General features: G+C 70.5%; 13 protein-coding genes. 8 read left to right on the forward strand and 5 right to left on the reverse strand.

Translation table 11 applies throughout. The features are described from left to right. Positions 1-22: 22 nt before the first annotated feature. The gene (locus NAEX_RS35315) at positions 23-526 is read left to right on the forward strand and encodes a DUF2490 domain-containing protein (protein ID WP_143825690.1); all 504 of its coding nucleotides are present in this window, start codon (positions 23-25) and stop codon (positions 524-526) included. Positions 527-1,083: 557 nt separating this feature from the next. Next, complete coding sequence (locus NAEX_RS35320; RefSeq protein ID WP_096331877.1) at positions 1,084-2,373, forward strand: FAD-dependent oxidoreductase; 1,290 nt, start codon at positions 1,084-1,086, stop codon at positions 2,371-2,373. 130 nt (positions 2,374-2,503) lie between these two features. On the opposite strand, the gene NAEX_RS35325 is transcribed toward NAEX_RS35320, so the two are convergent. Next, positions 2,504-4,270 (reverse strand): flavin monoamine oxidase family protein, encoded by a 1,767-nt coding sequence (locus NAEX_RS35325; protein ID WP_096331878.1) that lies wholly within the window; start codon positions 4,268-4,270, stop codon positions 2,504-2,506. Between the two features lie 318 nt (positions 4,271-4,588). On the opposite strand from NAEX_RS35325, the gene NAEX_RS35330 reads away from it, so the two are divergent. The 4 genes from NAEX_RS35330 to NAEX_RS35345 all read left to right on the forward strand — a co-directional run bounded on the left by NAEX_RS35330 (position 4,589) and on the right by NAEX_RS35345 (position 9,477). After that, positions 4,589-4,915, forward strand: a complete 327-nt coding sequence (locus NAEX_RS35330; RefSeq protein ID WP_096331879.1) for a thioredoxin family protein — start codon at positions 4,589-4,591, stop codon at positions 4,913-4,915. Between the two features lie 249 nt (positions 4,916-5,164). After that, positions 5,165-6,049, forward strand: a complete 885-nt coding sequence (locus NAEX_RS35335) for a DUF2490 domain-containing protein (protein WP_096331880.1) — start codon at positions 5,165-5,167, stop codon at positions 6,047-6,049. 399 nt (positions 6,050-6,448) lie between these two features. Then, on the forward strand, positions 6,449-8,119 hold the full coding sequence (locus NAEX_RS35340) for a DUF1592 domain-containing protein (RefSeq protein WP_096333833.1): 1,671 nt from the start codon (positions 6,449-6,451) through the stop codon (positions 8,117-8,119). Then, a complete protein-coding gene (locus NAEX_RS35345; RefSeq protein WP_245913870.1) occupies positions 8,116-9,477 on the forward strand; it encodes a DUF1552 domain-containing protein in 1,362 nt (453 codons plus the stop codon). The genes NAEX_RS35340 and NAEX_RS35345 overlap by 4 nt, the downstream gene beginning before the upstream one ends. A gap of 95 nt (positions 9,478-9,572) precedes the next feature. On the opposite strand, the gene NAEX_RS35350 is transcribed toward NAEX_RS35345, so the two are convergent. The 4 genes from NAEX_RS35350 to NAEX_RS35365 all read right to left on the reverse strand — a co-directional run bounded on the left by NAEX_RS35350 (position 9,573) and on the right by NAEX_RS35365 (position 13,345). Further along, positions 9,573-10,250, reverse strand: coding sequence for an IS630 family transposase (locus NAEX_RS35350; protein WP_096325584.1), 678 nt, complete (start codon positions 10,248-10,250; stop codon positions 9,573-9,575). Next, the gene (locus NAEX_RS35355; protein ID WP_096325583.1) at positions 10,141-10,713 is read right to left on the reverse strand and encodes a helix-turn-helix domain-containing protein; all 573 of its coding nucleotides are present in this window, start codon (positions 10,711-10,713) and stop codon (positions 10,141-10,143) included. The genes NAEX_RS35350 and NAEX_RS35355 overlap by 110 nt, the downstream gene beginning before the upstream one ends. Positions 10,714-10,790: 77 nt before the next feature. Beyond that, the gene (locus tag NAEX_RS35360) at positions 10,791-12,134 is read right to left on the reverse strand and encodes a hypothetical protein (RefSeq protein WP_096331881.1); all 1,344 of its coding nucleotides are present in this window, start codon (positions 12,132-12,134) and stop codon (positions 10,791-10,793) included. Positions 12,135-12,343: 209 nt separating this feature from the next. Then, a complete protein-coding gene (locus NAEX_RS35365) occupies positions 12,344-13,345 on the reverse strand; it encodes an aldo/keto reductase (protein ID WP_096331882.1) in 1,002 nt (333 codons plus the stop codon). A 58-nt stretch (positions 13,346-13,403) separates the two neighbouring features. On the opposite strand from NAEX_RS35365, the gene NAEX_RS35370 reads away from it, so the two are divergent. Then, entirely contained in the window at positions 13,404-14,315 is a 912-nt protein-coding gene (locus NAEX_RS35370) for a LysR family transcriptional regulator (protein WP_096331883.1), read from the forward strand. A 474-nt stretch (positions 14,316-14,789) separates the two neighbouring features. Next, positions 14,790-16,079: a tetratricopeptide repeat protein gene (locus tag NAEX_RS35375; protein ID WP_096331884.1), complete on the forward strand. Its 1,290-nt coding sequence runs from the start codon at positions 14,790-14,792 to the stop codon at positions 16,077-16,079. The last annotated feature ends 3 nt before the right edge of the window (positions 16,080-16,082 follow it).

A 16,082-nucleotide genomic window follows, 5' to 3' on the forward strand; every position in this document is an offset into this window, starting at 1 on the left:
GGACGCGTGTCGCAAAAACTCGGTGACACGCGTCGATTCGTGGGTGCCATTCCCGCGACACGCCCTATTGCGCGTCGGAATGCAGCTCAGGACCGCGAGGTGCGCTGCCCGCGGGCAAAATCACGAGTTTCGTGGCGCGAACTCGACGACGTTTGTCACCAAGTGTGACAATAAAGCCTTCGTTCTGCAAACTCGACCTGACACCTTCGCGCCGGCGCCGCAGCCCGCGAGACGGCGTCTGGCGGCGGAAAATCTCCGGCGCCGACAGGATTCGGCCCGAGCCCGCTGGGCCCACCGGTTTCGCCACCAGGTCCGCTTCGCCGTCCACTTCAAGAAGGACGCCCCGTGGCGGCTCATCGTCTGGGACGAGGTCTTCTTCCATCTCAACGAGACGGCCTTCACCACCGAGCGCGGATTCGACCAGAACCGCGCGTTCGTCGGCCTCGGCTACGACACCAAGCCGGTGCGCGTCGAGGTCGGCTACATCAACCAGTACGTGCGCCGCTCCACGACTCCGACCAGCTGAACCACGTGCTCGCGCTGAACTTCATCATCAAGCTCGGCCACGGCAGGCACGACAAGCACGCGCCCGCGCGGCCGGCTCCGGCTCCGGTCCCGCCGCCGCCGAAGCATTGATGCGCCGCGCGGGCCGTTCGGGGGGGGGGCGCCCGGACGTCGCGCGAATCATCGGTGCGGTGATTCGGCTCGTGCCTCGGCCCGACGAATTCGCGGCGGCGGACGTCGCGGTCGCGGCGGGCCGGCGATCGATCGGGACGGCCCGCAGCGCTCGGCCCGGCAGCTTCGCCGCGGCGCGCCGTCGCCGAGATCGTCGCTGCGGGCCGGGGCGCTCGCGCGCCCGCGGGCCGTGGGCGGGCGGCTGGCGGGCGCCCATGCGGGCGTCGGGCTCGCGGCAGGCTCGACGTATTCGCGCGCGTGTCGATCGAAAGATCCGCGAGAGCCGGGCACGAACGGCGTATTCGCGGATTGCGCATTATCGGCGGGGTGCGAACTCGACCACGGGCACGCCCGATTGCGTCGACAGGACGCGGCGCCGATACTCCGTCGCGAATCGAGGTTTTCATCTTGAAGCACAACACCGACATGCTCATCGTCGGCGGCGGCACCATCGGCCTGTCGGCGGCGTACCACGCGGCGCGGCGGGGCCTCAAGGTCACGCTGATCGACCGTTTCCCTGTGCCTCCGACCGGCGGGCCGAACGACTTCGGCAGCTCGCGCGGGCTGGAGCGCATGTTCCGGATCCTCTACAGCCAGCAGGAGCGGGTGCGCCTGGTCGAGACCGCGTACGCGATGTGGCACGAGCTCGAGCAGCAGGTCGGCGGGGCTCCGATCCTCGCCGAGCAGGATCTGCTGTTCTTCGGCAACCCCGACATCTCGACGTTCGAGGGCAACATCCACGACATCGCGGCTTCGATGGATCAGCTCGGGATCCCCTACGACAGCCTCGAGGACCCCGCGGCGATCGCAAAGCGCTACCCGATCTTTCGCCCCGAGGCGCTGCGGACCCCCGACGGGGTCCCGTACGTCGGGCTGGTGCAGAACAACGGGGCGACGATCAACGTCCAGCGGGCGTTCCAGGTGGTCCGCGGCCTGGCCGACCGGACGGGGCGGGTGAGCACGGCGGTCGGCCTGGTCACGTCGATCGCGTGCGAGCTGTCGGGCGACTGGGTGGTGACGACGGACGACGGCGCCCGATACCACGCGTCGTACCTGGTGCTGTGCCCCGGGGTGTGGCTGGGCGGGCTCCTGGCCCAATTCGGCCTGGCGCCCGCGAGCAAGGCCGGGGCCGCGTGGTCGATCTGGCAGATGAGCCTCGCCTACTTCCCGCGCGCGGCCGGCTCGTCGGTGCACTGGCCGATCTGGTACGAGTTCGGCAACACGAAGACCGACGCCGACCGCCTGTTCTACGGCTTCCCCGACGTCGGCTTCACGCCGGACACGACCGGTCGGCTGAAGATCAGCGCCGATTATACATACTCCACCTTCACCGACCCGGCGGCGGCGACGCGCGTGCCCGACCCGCGGCTCATCGGCGACATCCAGGCCCACCTCCGCGAGCTGCTCCAGCCCGGGGTCCTCGACATCGACCACCCGACGCTCGAGCAGGCCTGCCTGTATTCGATGAGCCCCGACGGCGACATGGTCCTCGGGCGGATCCCCGTCGCGCCCGAGGTCGAGCAGTTCTGGCCCAACGCGGCCCTGTTCTGCATGGCGAGCGGGCGCGGCTTCAAATACACGCCGCTGTTCGGGCGCGTCCTCGTCGACCTGGCGACGACGGGGAAGACCGCGTATCAGGCCGACCTCTCGGACTTCAGCACGACCCGCGCCGGGATCTTCCAGCGCCTGTCGGGCTGAGGCGAGACGGCGAGCCGGCGACGGCTCGCCGCGTCGAATCACGAGACGTCCGCGCCTGCGGTCGACGGTTCGACGGCGAGGCCGGCGGACCGTCCTGCGAGCGCTCGCGTCGCGCTCGCGCGCCACGCGGTCAGGACGCGGCCGCGGGCCCGTCGCACCCGCAGATCAGCGGATACGTGCTCGTATCGATCAGCGGCGCGAGGCCGAAGAAGTCGTTCAGCACCGACTCCGCGGTGCAGAACGCGCCCTCGACCCACGCCTGATCGTTGGAGTAGGCCGACCCGACGATGTAGATGCTGGCGTCGGGGCCGTCGGTGAGCAGGCTGGGCTTGCGGACGCGCTGCATGACGTCGCAGATGTCGTAGTGCGCGGCCCAGGCGTGATAGCCGGCGCCGAACGGGTTCAGACCCCAGTCCATGAACACGGTCTCGAGCGGCTCGGGCACGCTGCTGGCGTCGGCGTCGGGGCCGTAATGCACGCGCGCGAGCAGGGCGCGGAGCATGCCGACCATCGACGCGGTGGCCCGCCGCGGGCCGTGCAGCGGCTGCAGGTCGCGGGTCCGCGGGATCTCGCGATCCACCTCGGGGCCGAGCTCGAGCTCGGCCCAGAATTTGACGAAGCGCTCGTCGTCGTAGCTGGCCAGGAGGCCATAGACCGGCCTGTCCTTGTTCGCCCCGTTGTCGCCGAAGTAGTAGATCTGGCGCAGGGCGGTGTCGGTGATCGTCGGCCCGAACACGTTCTCCGTGGCCCCGCCGTCGCCGACGAGGTGCGGCGGGAAGCGGCTGTCCTTCCACCATTCCCGGGCGAAGAACATGGCGATCTTGTACGAGGGCTGCTTGATCACCGACTCGCGGTACAGCGGCACCTTGCCGGCGTTGAGCACGTCGCCCTCGACGCCCGCGTAACGCGAGGCGTCGGCCACGAGGTCGAGCGACTGCGGCGGGAGGGCGAGGAACGCGTGATCGGTGGTCCGGGCCGGGCCGGGGTGGTCGGGGCGCCCGCGCGAGGCGGTGCGGTAGGTGACGACGCCGCCGGGGGCGGTGATCGAGTGGAGGCGCTCGCCGGGGTGCCATTCGAACCGTACGCCACGCTCGGCGCAGGCGCTGCGGACCCGCTCGAACATCCTGGCGAACAGGCTCGAATAGCCGGTCTTCAGGGTCTTGAAGCTGCCGCCGGGCGCGAACTCGCCGTTATAGATCAGCGCGTCGGCCGAGTTCCAGTTGATCACGTTGGAGGTGTACCCGCCGCCGTCGTCGGCGTAGTCGTAGCCCTCGTTGCCGAGCACGTCGGCCAGCAGGTTCCAGTAGCCGATGTCGCGCAGGCGCTGGCGCGGCTGGAACACGTGCGAGGTGTAGGTCGCGGGCAGCCGGGCGGAGCGGTAGAAGGCGCACTGCCTGGCGCGCGTGTCGGGCTTCAGCGCGGGGTCGATCGCCGCGCCGGCGACGTACGCGAGCGCGTCGTCGGGCGGCCGCGCGGACAGCCCGTCGGCGGTGTTGTAGGGGGCAGGGTGGTTGCGGTCGATGTCGTTCGAGTAGAAGTTGCGCGCGCGCAGGAAGAACAGCGGGTTCGTGGTCGTCCGGAACGGCACCGATTCGCCGGTGAGGCCGACCCGATCGATGACGGTGGTGACGAGGCGGTGGCCGCTCCCGTCGGGCGTGCCGTCCCATTCGAGGTAGCGCATGCCGCCGACCTCGATGTACGCGTTGCGGGGGTCGTTCTGGTAATGGTAGGTGCAGATCCGGCCGGCGGCCGCGCGCGTACCGTTGTCGTCGCCGCCGAACCGGTACTGGCCCCAGTCGTAGAACTCGATGGTGTCACCGGCGGCGGCGCTGTCGGCGAGGCGCCACGCCGTGTAGAGCCCGCCAGGGCCCGCGCCGAAGATGCTGTACGTGGTCATGCGAAACTCCTCGTGCCTCGCGCGGATCTGCGCGAGGGTGCGTATCCAAAGACGAGGCGCAGTATCCCGGGGCCGTCGCGTCGGCGCAACGATGAATTGATGGGGTGCGCGTTCACGCCGGGCGAATGCGTCGTGGGCGGGCGCCGCGTGGGCGCCCATCGTGTGGTGGAACCCCCGGCGCCCGCGCGACCTCGGCCGCCGGCGCGAAGGGTCGCGCTTGCCGGGTCGGTTCGCGTCGTGTACCTTGCCGAACCAGGTGAGCCGCGCGTGGTCATGCCGGTGGATGCATGCCACGCGTGTGCCTGAAGGAGACGACGAATGTCGAGCCCGAATCTACTCACGTTCACGGATCAGAACTTCGCCAGCGAGGTCCTCCAGTCGCCGATCCCCGTCTTGGTGGATTACTCGGCGGTCTGGTGCGAACTCAACAAGGCGCTCCTCCCGATCGTAGAACGGATCGCCGACGACTTCGCCGGCAGAGTCCGGGTCGGCGTGCTGGACATCGATGACTCTCCCGGGACCCCGAAGCAGTACGGTGTCCGCTCCGTCCCGACCTGCATGGTCTTCAGGGACGGGCAGAAGGTGGGCGCGATCGCGGGCCTGACGGACCGCGAACAGCTGCTCGAGCTGCTGGGCCTGGAATAGCTGCAGGCGAGCCCGCGAGCTCGCCCGTCGCCGTCGCCTCAGTGACAGTATTCGCTCGTGTCAGCGGCGCGGCGTGCGGCGCGTGAGACGTGCCGTTCGCTCGCCCGAAGGGCGCTGCGGCGGCTGCGCAGGAGCTGGCGGCTCTGGCGAATCACCGGTCTGCGGCGGGCCGCCGGCGCGATTGCGCGCGATGTCCCGGTCGTCGCGGCGGGGTCGGGCCTTGTTGGTCGGCCCCGTGCCGGGGCTGCCATGATTCGCCGCTCCTCGCGCCTGCTCCCGCTCGCCGTCGGCGTCGCCGCGTTGCTCGCCGCCGGCCGGGCGCGCGCGACGACGCCGCCCGAGCCGGACCTGGGGATGTGGAATCAGGTGATGCTCGACATCAACCTCGACGCGAAGGCCAGGGGCCTGCGCCTCGCGCTCGACTTCCACCTGCGGCGGATGAACTCGCCGCTGCAATACGTGAGGGACATGGCGGGGCACGTCGTCGAGACGCGGCAGAACCCCAACACGTTCGTCGTGGTGCGCCCGGCGATCGGCTATATGTGGGCCAAGTGGGGCGGGCTGTTCGTCGGGTACATCTGGCTGCCCGATTACTTCGACGACCCGGTGTTCGCGCGCGCCCGCAACGTCGACGAGCACCGCGCCTACACCCAGTTGACGCTGCGCTGGGCGGTGGAGGGCCGCTTCGACATCAACTGGCGCAACCGCGTGGAGCACCGGATCCGCACCCACGGCCTCGGCAGCGACGACGTGATCGACGGCGTGCCGCAGACCATGGGCATGAGCCGCTGGGCCCACCGGTTCCGCCAGCAGCTCCGCCTGGCCGTCAACTTCAAGAAAGACGCGCCCTGGCAGCTCCTGATCTACGACGAGTTCTTCTTCCACTTGACCCGCACCGCGTATACCGAGCCCGGCTTCGATCAGAACCGGATCTTCGTCGGCCTCGCCTACGACGCCAGGGCGGTCCGCGTCGAGTTCGGCTACCTCAATCAGTACATCGTCCGCCCGCGCGACCCCGACAACAACAATCATTTGTTCTCGATGGCCTTCATCATCAAGCTGGCCCCGGGACAAAGAGCCAGGCCCGCAGCCGCGCCGGCGGCGCCCGCTCCGGGCGCGCCCGCGCCGAGGTGACGGGCGCCGCGGGGGCGGGCAGGGGCGCGCGGCGAATGTGCGGTCCGTCGCGGCCGCCGAGGCCGACGCGGGCGGATCGTCGGCGCGGGATGGCGCCGATCGGGCGAATCACCCCGGTGCTCGCAATGCGCGGGCCGCCGGCGCCGACGCGAAGGCGCGCGTCGGCTGCGATCCCCGTCACGGTCGGCGAGGGGCGAAATCATGGCAGTCGGTGTGACGGCTCGGGCTTCCGCCGAGGCGGGCGCCGCGCGGTCGAGGTCGCCGGCGAATCGGCGGAGGGGCGGCCTCGCGTACGCCTGTCCGGCGAGGTCTCCGCCGCCGCCGATGCTCGAGCGCACGTTCTTTGCGGGCGAGGCGTTCCAAAGAGCGGTCATGTGGACGAGATGGATCATGGCGTCGATGCTCGCAGCCGCGGCGGCTGGTGGTTGCGAGCCCGACGCGAGCAGCGAGGACGGGTCGACGTCGACGACGAGCGACGCGGGCGACAGCGAGGGGACGCAGCCGACCACCGGCGATGGGGGTTCAGCCTGCGCGGCGATCGAACCGGGGCCGTCGCCGATCCGGCGGCTCAACCGGCGCGAATACGACAATACGGTCCGCGACCTGCTGGGCGACGAGAGCCGGCCGGCGCAGGAGTTCCCGGCCGAGGAGGAGGCGCTCGGCTTCAACAACAACGCCGACGCGCTGGTCGTGACGGCGCTCCTGGCCGAGCAATACCTGGCGGCGGCCGAGGCCCTGGCGGCGGCGAAGACGGCCGACCTGCCGGCCTCCCTCGGCGGCTGCGACGTCGCGGCCGAGGGCGAGGACGCGTGCGCGCAGGCGTTCGTGCAGGGCTTCGGCCGCTGGGCCTACCGCCGGCCGCTGCAGTCCGAGGATGTCGATCCGCTGATGGCGGTGTACCACGCGGCGCGGACGGAGTTCGACTTCGCCACGGCGATCCGCCTGGTGACGACGACGATCCTGCAGTCGCCGCATTTTTTGTACCGGGTGGAGTTCGGCGAGCCGGTGGCAGATTCGCCCGGGGTCCGGCGGCTGACGCCGTACGAGCTGGCGTCGCGCCTGTCGTACTTCCTGTGGGGCACGATGCCCGACAGCGAGCTGCTGACCGCCGCGAGCGAGGGCCGGCTGGCGAGCGCGGCCGACGTGTCGGGCCAGGCGCAGCGCATGCTCGCCGACCCGCGCGCGCGCGCGTCGGTGCGCGACTTCCACGGCCAGTGGCTCGAGCTGCGGCGGGTCGAGGAGCTCGAGAAGGACGGCGACGTCTTCCCCGAATTCACGCCGGAGGTGCGCCCGCTGCTGCGCGCCGAGGCCGAGGCGTTCCTCGATCACGTGATCTGGGACGGGCCGGGCGATCTCGACACCATGTACCTCGCGCCGTACACCTTCCTCAACGGCCCGCTCGCCGACTATTACGGCGTCGCCGGGCCGAGCGGTGATTCGTTCGAGAAGGTCGAGCTCGAGCACGGCAACGCGTCCGGCTTCCTGACCCAGGGCGGGCTGATGTCGGTGCTGGCCAAGCCCAACCAGACCTCGCCGATCCACCGCGGCAAGTTCGTGCGCGAGCGGCTCCTGTGCCAGACCGTGCCGCCGCCGCCCGACGACGTCGACATCACCCCGCCCGAGGTCGACCCCAGCCTGCCGACGCGCGAGCGGTTCAAGCAGCACTCGACCGACCCGAGCTGCGCCGGCTGTCACAGCATGATGGACCCGATCGGGTTCGGCTTCGAGCACTTCGACGGCATCGGCCGCTGGCGCGCCAGCGAGGCCGGGCAGCCGATCGACGCCACCGGCGAGATCGTCGGCTCGACCACGAAGGGCAAGTTCGACGGCGTGCCGGAGCTGGCGGCGATGCTGGTCGAGTCGCCGGAGACCGAGGCGTGCATGACCCTGCAATGGTTCCGCTACGCCTACGGCCGCGCCGAGTCCGAGGCCGACGCGTGCACGCTCGCCGAGCTGGCCGCCGGCTTCGCCGGCTCGGGTCGCCGGATCCAGGAGCTCATCATTCACCTCACCCAGACCGACGCGTTCTTGTACCGCCGCGCCCCCGAGGGCGAAGGAGAGTCGCCGTGAAGAAATCCACCCTGTCCCGTCGTGCCGTGCTCAAGGGCGTCGGCGGCGCCTGCCTCGCGCTGCCGCTCCTCGACATCATGGGCGGCTGCCAAGGCGACCTCGCCGCGGGGCCGCAGCAGCTCCGCGCCGGCAGCGGCGCGCCCAAGCGCTTCGTCGTGTTCTGGACGCCGAACGGCACCATCATGCAGCACTGGCGCCCGAGCGGCAGCGAGTCGTCGTTCACGCTGCCGCGGATCTTGAAGCCGCTCGAGCCGTACCAGAAGGACATCCTCGTCCTCGACGGGGTCGACGAATTGTCGGCCTACAAGGGCCCCGGCGACGCGCACCAGAAGGGCACCGGCCAGTCGCTGACCGCCACCGAATTGCAGGAGGGCGACTTCCCCGGCGACGCCGGGCTGTCGGCCGGCTGGGCCGACGGCATCTCGGTCGACCAGGCGATCGCCGACGTCGTCGGCCTGGAGACCAAGTTCCGCTCGCTCGAGCTCGGCGTCTACGTGTACGGCGCCAACGTCGGCTCGCGGATCTCGTACCGCGGCCCGGCCCAGCCGATCCCGCCGGAGAACGACCCGGCCGCGGCGTTCGCCCGGCTCTTCGGCGACCTCGAGAGCGACCCGGAGGCGCAGGCGCGCCGGGTCGCCGAGCGGCGGATCGTCCTCGACGCGGTCGCCGACGATTACCAGCGGCTGATCAAGAAGGTCGGCGCGAGCGACCGGATCAAGCTCGAGGCCCACCTCGCGGCGGTGCGCGACATCGAGATGCGGCTCGAGACCGGCGGGACGCTCGGCGGCGCCTGCGAGCCGCCGATGCTCGGCGAGGTCGCCGACCCGCTCAAGGTCGCCAACATCCCCAAGACCGGCAAGCTGCAGATGGACCTGCTGGCGATGGCGCTGGCCTGCGACCTCACCCGCGTGGCCTCGATCATGTGGACCAACTCGGCCACCGCCAAGCCGTTCCCGTGGCTCGACATCCCCGAGGGCCACCACGAGCTGGCCCACCGCGGCGACGGCGACGCCGACGCGCAGGAGAAGCTGACGAAGATCAACACCTGGTATTGTGAACAGTTCGCGTACCTGATCGAGAAGCTCAAGGCGATCCCGGAGGGCGACGGCACCGTGCTCGACAACACCCTGCTGATCTGGGTGAACGAGCACCAGAAGGGCAACGACCACGACCGCCACGAGATCCCCTACGTCCTCGCCGGCAAGGCCGGCGGCGCGATGCGGCCCGGGCGCTGGCTGCAGGTGCCCGGCGAGGTCGGCCACAACAACCTGTGGGTCGGCTGCATGAACGCGATGGGGATCGAGGCGACGACCTTCGGCAACCCGGTCTACTGCACCGGCGCCGTCGGGCTCGGGTGAGCGGCGCTATCCTTCGCGGCTGTCGGTGAGGACGATGAAGAGACATGCTCGGGTGAGCATGTCTCTTCATTCGTGTTACCGCCTGCCGCGGCTAGCTAGTGCTCCGACCGCGACGTAGTGATCTGGCTGATTCTGAACACCGCTCGGGCTTGCTCCTTGGTGAACCGCCAAGTGATCTTCCGCCGCCGGCGGTGGGCGTCCTTGTTCCACAGAGACGTTCGACGGCGCAGTTCGGAGAGAGAGCCGATCCGAAGCCGTCCAAGGCATTCACGTGACCATAAGCTCGCCTCGTTCTCGGCAGGGTTGAGCCAACTCCCGTGCTTGGGAGTATAGTGCACGGTAAACCGGCTCCAAAGCTCGCGCCCCGCGTCATCGCCGAAAGCGGTGCATAACGAGTTCTGGCGGTGGGTGTTAAGATTGTCCATGACGAGGTGAATTGTCCGCGCCGAACGATATCGTTGAGCTATCTTGCGGAGAGCCCGAGCGAACTGCTTCGCCGTGCGGTTCGGCGTCGCATAGGTCAGGTGGCGCCCTGCCTTGGGTTCGACGATGCAGAAGACATTTGCGGTTCCGCGCCGCACGTATTCATAGTCTTGACGGGCCATGCGGCCAGGTGAGGCTGGCCGGCCAGGTCGAGCGGGGTCTCGAAGCACGACCGGTCGTTCATCCAGAGCGACGACCGGCTCCGACGCGTCGGCTGGTCGCGCCAGGGTGTCGAGGACGTCGTCCATCCGCGCGACGTACTCCTCGTCGATCTGAGGAACGCACCACATTTTTTTCCCGCCACGGTTTGAGCGCGTGGTTTTTCAGCAACACCCGGATCGTCTCCCGGCCGACTTGGTCGACGAGCTTGCGTTTCATGCACTCCTCGACGATGAGCATGATTGTCCACCGAGCGCGTCCTTCAGGAGGTGGCCCGCAGACCATGGCGACGATCGCGGCTTCTTGCCGAGCATCGAGCTTCCGCGGTGGGACCGGTCGCTTCGCGTCCTTGAGCGCGACCTCGACGCCCGCAGCGAGATACCGCTCTCCAACCCGCCGAACCGAGGGGACCGCCGATCCAACCGCTGCCGCCGTCGCCGCCAGCGTCTTCCCCTCGTCCAGCAACTGCAGCATGCGAATTCGCTTCCAGGTCCGCACCGTGAGCCGCTCCCGGGCTTTTCGGCGCAGGAGCTCTCGATCCTCGTCCTTGAGCTTGAGTCCGGGGAACCGGGGCCGCGGCTTCTTCTGCCTCATGGCACCCGTAGATCACGTTCCAGGTCAGAGCGCAAATTCGCGCATCGTTTTCGGATCGCTACCTTACGGTCGCAGCACTAGTGCTGGGCGCAGTACGGGGTGTCGTCGGTGGGGTCGCAGAAGTAGCTGTAGTGCTTGAGGAACGCGTTATCACGGTCGATGTCGACGTTGACCATCAGGACGTGGAGCGCGCCCTCGGGGATCCCCGGCACCCCCGAGGCGGGGGAGATGCCGAGGAAGTCGATGCCCTCGGCCTCGTCGCCCAGGCTCGAGTCGGCGTCGTTGAGCTCGAAGTCGAAGGGGCCGTAGTTGCTGCCGGCCCGCGCCAGGAGCGTGCCGGTCTCGAGGTCGAACGCGCGCAGGCCGGCGCCCGAGCCGCCCGGTTTCGAGTTGGTGAGGAAGAGGACGCCGTTCGTCAGCAATTCCCCGCCCTGCTGGGTGTACAGGGTGAGCGGGTCGCCGTCGTGGTCCTCGAGCAGGATGTTGTCCTCGTAGGTGAGGAACCCGTCGAGCCCGAGCTGGAGGCGCGACCAGTCGATGCGGTGCGAGCGAACGCCCCGCGTGGCGTCGAGGGTGCCGCCGGCCTGGTAGAGGTGCGAGCCGTCGCGCGGATCGACGGTGACCCAGGCGGAGTTGTAGGCGCCCGGGGTGACGTACACCGAGGCGAAGGCGACGGGCGCGAGGTCGGGGGTGGAGAGGGCGACGACGATCGGCGGCAGGCCGGCGGCGATGCCCTCGACCGGGACGAACAGGTAGCCGGCGTGATGGTCGGGGTCGCCGAAATGGTCGTACCCGCCCGGCAGGCCGAACGCGGCCCGCACCTCCGCGATCGAGCGGGTCTCATGAATGCACGAGGCGTCCGCGAGATCGCAGGTGAGGGGGATCCGCGAGACCCTGCCGGTCTGGGTGACGTACCAGTTGACGCCGTCGTTGGCGAGGCCCTGGGCCTGGTTCGACCACTCGTTCTCGTCGTCGTAGGGGTAGTTGCCCTCGTAGTAATACGGCACCCGCGGGTCGGAGGCGACGATCCGGATCGAGGAGGTCTCGTCGCTGACCTCGTGGAGGTGGGCGTAGCCCTGCGAGGCCTCGTAGGTGGCCTCGCGGCCGGCGAAGCCGCCGTGCTCGTAGAGCACGGCACGCACGCCAGGGCCGACCTTCAGCGAGGAGATGCTGTCGTTGCTCAGCTTGAAGCTGGCGCTGTCGGCATAGTCGCCCACGGTCAGGGTGCAGCACTCGCCGGTGAATTCGGCGTGCTGCCAGACGGTGACCTGACCGCTGCCCGGCGTGGGCGTACAGGCGCAGGCAGCCTCGGCGCGGGCCTCGAGGCCCAGGAGCGTGGCGAGGGTGACGACGGGCAGGGCGAGGACGATCCGCGAGCGGCGAACGGAGGAGCGGACTGGGATGGAGCGAGCGGTGAACATGGCGAATAGGGGGGGCGATCGTGGATAGGGGGTCGCGACGCGGGGGTTGCGACGGTTCGCGCCGGTAGAGTCGACGCAGCCCCGGACGATCACGAGAAAGTTGCGACCGCGGAAAATGGGCGTTTCGGCGCGGTTCCGCGGGCGAGCGGCGTTCGGGCGAGCGCCGGCGGACGCGTCGCCGCGCGCCCGCGAGCGTCCGCGCGCGACGCCTACCGCTCGCTGTCGAGGTGGGCCATCATCGGCGCGGGGTAGCGCTCGCCGGCCACGGCGGCTGCCGGCACCGCGGTCTCGAGCGCCGCGACCTCGGCGGCGGTCAGCTCGATCGCCAGGGCGGCGATGCTGTCCTCGATCTGCTGCGGGGTGCGCGAGCCGATCGTCGGGATCACCGTCACGCCCTGCGCGGCGCCCTTGGCCCGCGCCCAGGCGATGGCGAGCTGCGCGGGCGAGACGCCGCGGGCGGCGGCCAGGCGGTGCAGGGCCTCGACCAGCGACTGGTTCTTGACCGCGTTGTCGCCGGTGAAGCGGGGCAGGTGGGCGCGCATGTCGTCGCCCGCGGGCTTGCTGCCGGTGAGGAGCCCGCGCGACAGCACCCCGTAGGCCGTCATCGCCATGCCGTGGGCGCGCAGCGCCGGGATGATCGTCGCCTCGGGGCCGCGGCTGGCCAGGCCGTACTCGATCTGCAGGTCGCACAGCGGGTGCACCGCGGCGGCGCGGGCGATCGTCTCGGCGCCCACCTCCGACAGGCTGATGTAGCGGACGTAGCCGGCCTTCACCATCTCGGCCAGGGCGCCGATCGTGTCCTCGATCGGCACGCGCGGGTCGAGGCGGGCCGGGCGGTAGATGTCGATGTAGTCGACGCCGAGGCGGGTCAGGCTGTACGCCAGGGCGCTCTTGGTCGCGGCCGGGCTGGTGTCGACGCCGAGGAAGGCGCCGTCGGGCCCGCGCAGGCCGCCGTACTTGACGCTGAGCAGCACGCGGTCGCGGCGGCCGGCGATCGCCCGGCCGACCAGCAGCTCGTTCTTGCCCATGCCGTAGAAGTCGCCGGTGTCGAGCAGGTTGACGCCGCGCTCGAGCGCGGCGTGGATGGTGGCGATGCCCTCGGCGTCGTCGCGCTCGCCGTACCAGCTGCCGGCGCCGAGGCCCATGCAGCCGAGAGCGAGCGGGAAGACGTCAGGTCCGTGCGTACCGAGCTTCGTTGTCCGGGTCGTCATGGGCCGTAACGTAGCCCCTGGCGCCTTATGTTCCCAGTGAATAGGATGTATACGACACATGAACAACAGTTATGGACGGGACCTCGACCTCAACCTGCTGCGGGTGTTCGCCGTGGTCGCCGAGGTCGGCAGCGTGACGGAGGCGGCCAGGCGGCTGTACCTGACGCAGCCGGCCGTCAGCGCGGCGCTGCGGCGGCTGACGACGGCCGTGGGCGCGCCGCTGTTCGTGCGCAGCGGTCGTGGGCTGGTGCTGACGAGCCGCGGCGAGCGCCTGCGGGCGGGCGTGCAGCCGCACCTGCAGGCCCTGATCGACGCGGCGCTGGCGGTGCCCTCGTTCGACCCGGCGACCAGCGAGCGCACCCTGCGGCTCGGGATGTCCGACTCCGCCGAGCAGTGGCTGCTGCCCCGCCTGCTGCAGGTGCTCGCCGCCGAGGCGCCGCGCATGCGCGTGGTGGCGATCCCGGTCCAGTTCCGCACCATCGCGGCCGCGCTGGCCGCGGGCCTCGACGCCGCGGTCACCGTCGCCGACGAGCTGCCGACGTCGATCCGGCGCGAGCCCTTGCTCTCCGGCGGCTTCACCTGCCTGTTCGACCCGCGCCACGCTCGCCTGCGCAAGCTGAGCGAGCGCGAGTACTTCGCCCGCGAGCACGTCATCGTGTCCTACAACGGCGACCTGCGCGGCGTGATCGAGGACTACTTCGGCAAGACGCGGAACATCCGCTGCTCGGTCTCGTCGTTCGCCAACCTCGGCGCGCTGATCGACGGCACGGCGATGCTGGCGACGGTGCCGATGTTGGTGGCCGAGCAGATCCGCCTGGTCCGGCCGCACCTGCGGACCACGCCGCTGCCGTTCCCCGTCCCGCTCGGCACGTTCGAGCTGCTATGGCCGGTCGCCACAGACGACGACCCGCCCTGCCGCTTCGCCCGCGCGCACATCAAGCGGATCGCGCAGGCGCTGGCGCCGAAGTGAGGCCGGCGCGGCGCCGAGGTGCCCTTCGGGACATGTACGGGATCGAGGCGCCTGCTCGCGCGGGCCGGCACGGACCTGTCCCCGCAGCCAGGCGCGGCGGTTGCCCTCCGCGAACCACTCGCTGGTCGCGTGGCGATCTCCTTCCCGCCGCGGGACGGCGCGCGACAGGTCGAGGACGACGCCGGGCAGGCGGAGCTCGGCCGTCGACCGGTCGTGCAGCGGCGAGCGACCGTCGTCGCGACCTCCGTCGCTGTGCCGCAGCGGTCGAGGGTTCGCTTCGAGATAATTCCTCGATGCAACGACCATGGCATCCCTGAGGGCGCGGCGCGGGCGTCGAGGTCGTCGCGCCGAGGCGATCGGTCGAGCGCGGCAAGACTCGCTTCATCGCGGTCGCGGGGCCGTGCTAGCGTCCCCGCGCGGTGCCGCCGATCGCCCGCGCACCGCCGCGACACCCCCCATTCCCCCGCGAGCGCAATGACGAAATCGAAGTCGAATCCCAGCACATCCACGCCGGGCGCCGGCGACCCGGTCGGACCGAAGCACGCGAAGCTGCTCAGCTTCCTCGCCACGAGAGGCCAGGTCGAGTTCGACGCCAAGCAGGTCAAGCGCGGGCAGCAATTGCTCAAGCAGGCCCGCGCCGAGCTGCTCGGGCCGCTGCCGAAGGACGCGGAGGTGGCGATCTTCGACGGCTGGGTCCGGCGAGTGACCCTGAAGTGCAGCAAGGCGGTCGCGCTGTGGCCCGAGATCGCCGCAGCTCCGGCGCTGGGGCAGCTCGAGGAGATCGAGCTGCTGCTCGACGACGGGACGGACGCGTGGATCGAGGCGGCGAACCGCCAGCCGCTGCGAGTCACGCGATTTCACCTCAACGGCGAGAACGTCGACCCGGACACCGGCGAGATCCTCGACGAGCGCGAGAACTCGGCGCGCGTCGTGGCGGCCGCCAACGCGCTCGCCCACGCGACCGAGCTGGTGCTCGAGTGCTACGTCGATCCGTCGTCGTCGCTCGCCGGGCTCGATCTGCCGGCGCTGACCAGCCTCTGGATCCGCGTGATGACCGGCCACCACGAGCCCGACGCCGAGGTGCTGGCGACGCTGAAGCAGGCCCGCCTGCCGCAATTGCGGCGCCTCGGATGGGAGAGCTCCCGGACGATGGATCCGGCGGCCGCGGTGGCCGTGCCGGCGCAGATCACCGAGCTCGGCTTCTGGGGCCCGAACGAGGCCGCGGTGCTCCCGGCGCTGGTGGCCGCGCGGCCGTCCCTGACCGCCATCGGCGTGTCCACCCAGGACCGCGACGACCCCGAGGCGCTCGACGACGACGCGCTGCGCCGGCTGGGCGAGGGCAAGCGCCTGTTCGGGCCGCGCTGCAGCTTCGCCAGGGGCTTCAATACAGGATTCCGGATCTTGCACGCGCTCGACCGCGACGCCGACGGGCTGGCGCAGTTCGCCGCGCTGCGCGGGCGCAACAGCCGCGACGCCGACGTCCACTTTCAGTACGGCAACGCGATCGAGGACGACCTCGAGGCCGTGAACGCGTTCTGCGAGGCGCTCCTGATCGACCCCGACCACGGCCCGGCGCACTGCAACCTCGGCAGCGCGCTGGTCCGGCTCGGACGCTGGCGCCCCGCGATCTACCACCTCGAGCGCTACCTCGAGATCCATCCGAGCTTCGCCCCTGCATGGCGCAACCTGGCCAAGGCCCACCGCGAGCTCGGCGAGGAGGAGGCGGCGCAGGCCGCCGAGGCGAACCTCCTGCAGGAGGCGTGAGCC

Origin of the sequence: Nannocystis exedens, from assembly GCF_002343915.1 — a bacterium.
Taxonomy (GTDB): Bacteria; Myxococcota_A; Polyangia; order Nannocystales; family Nannocystaceae; genus Nannocystis; species Nannocystis exedens.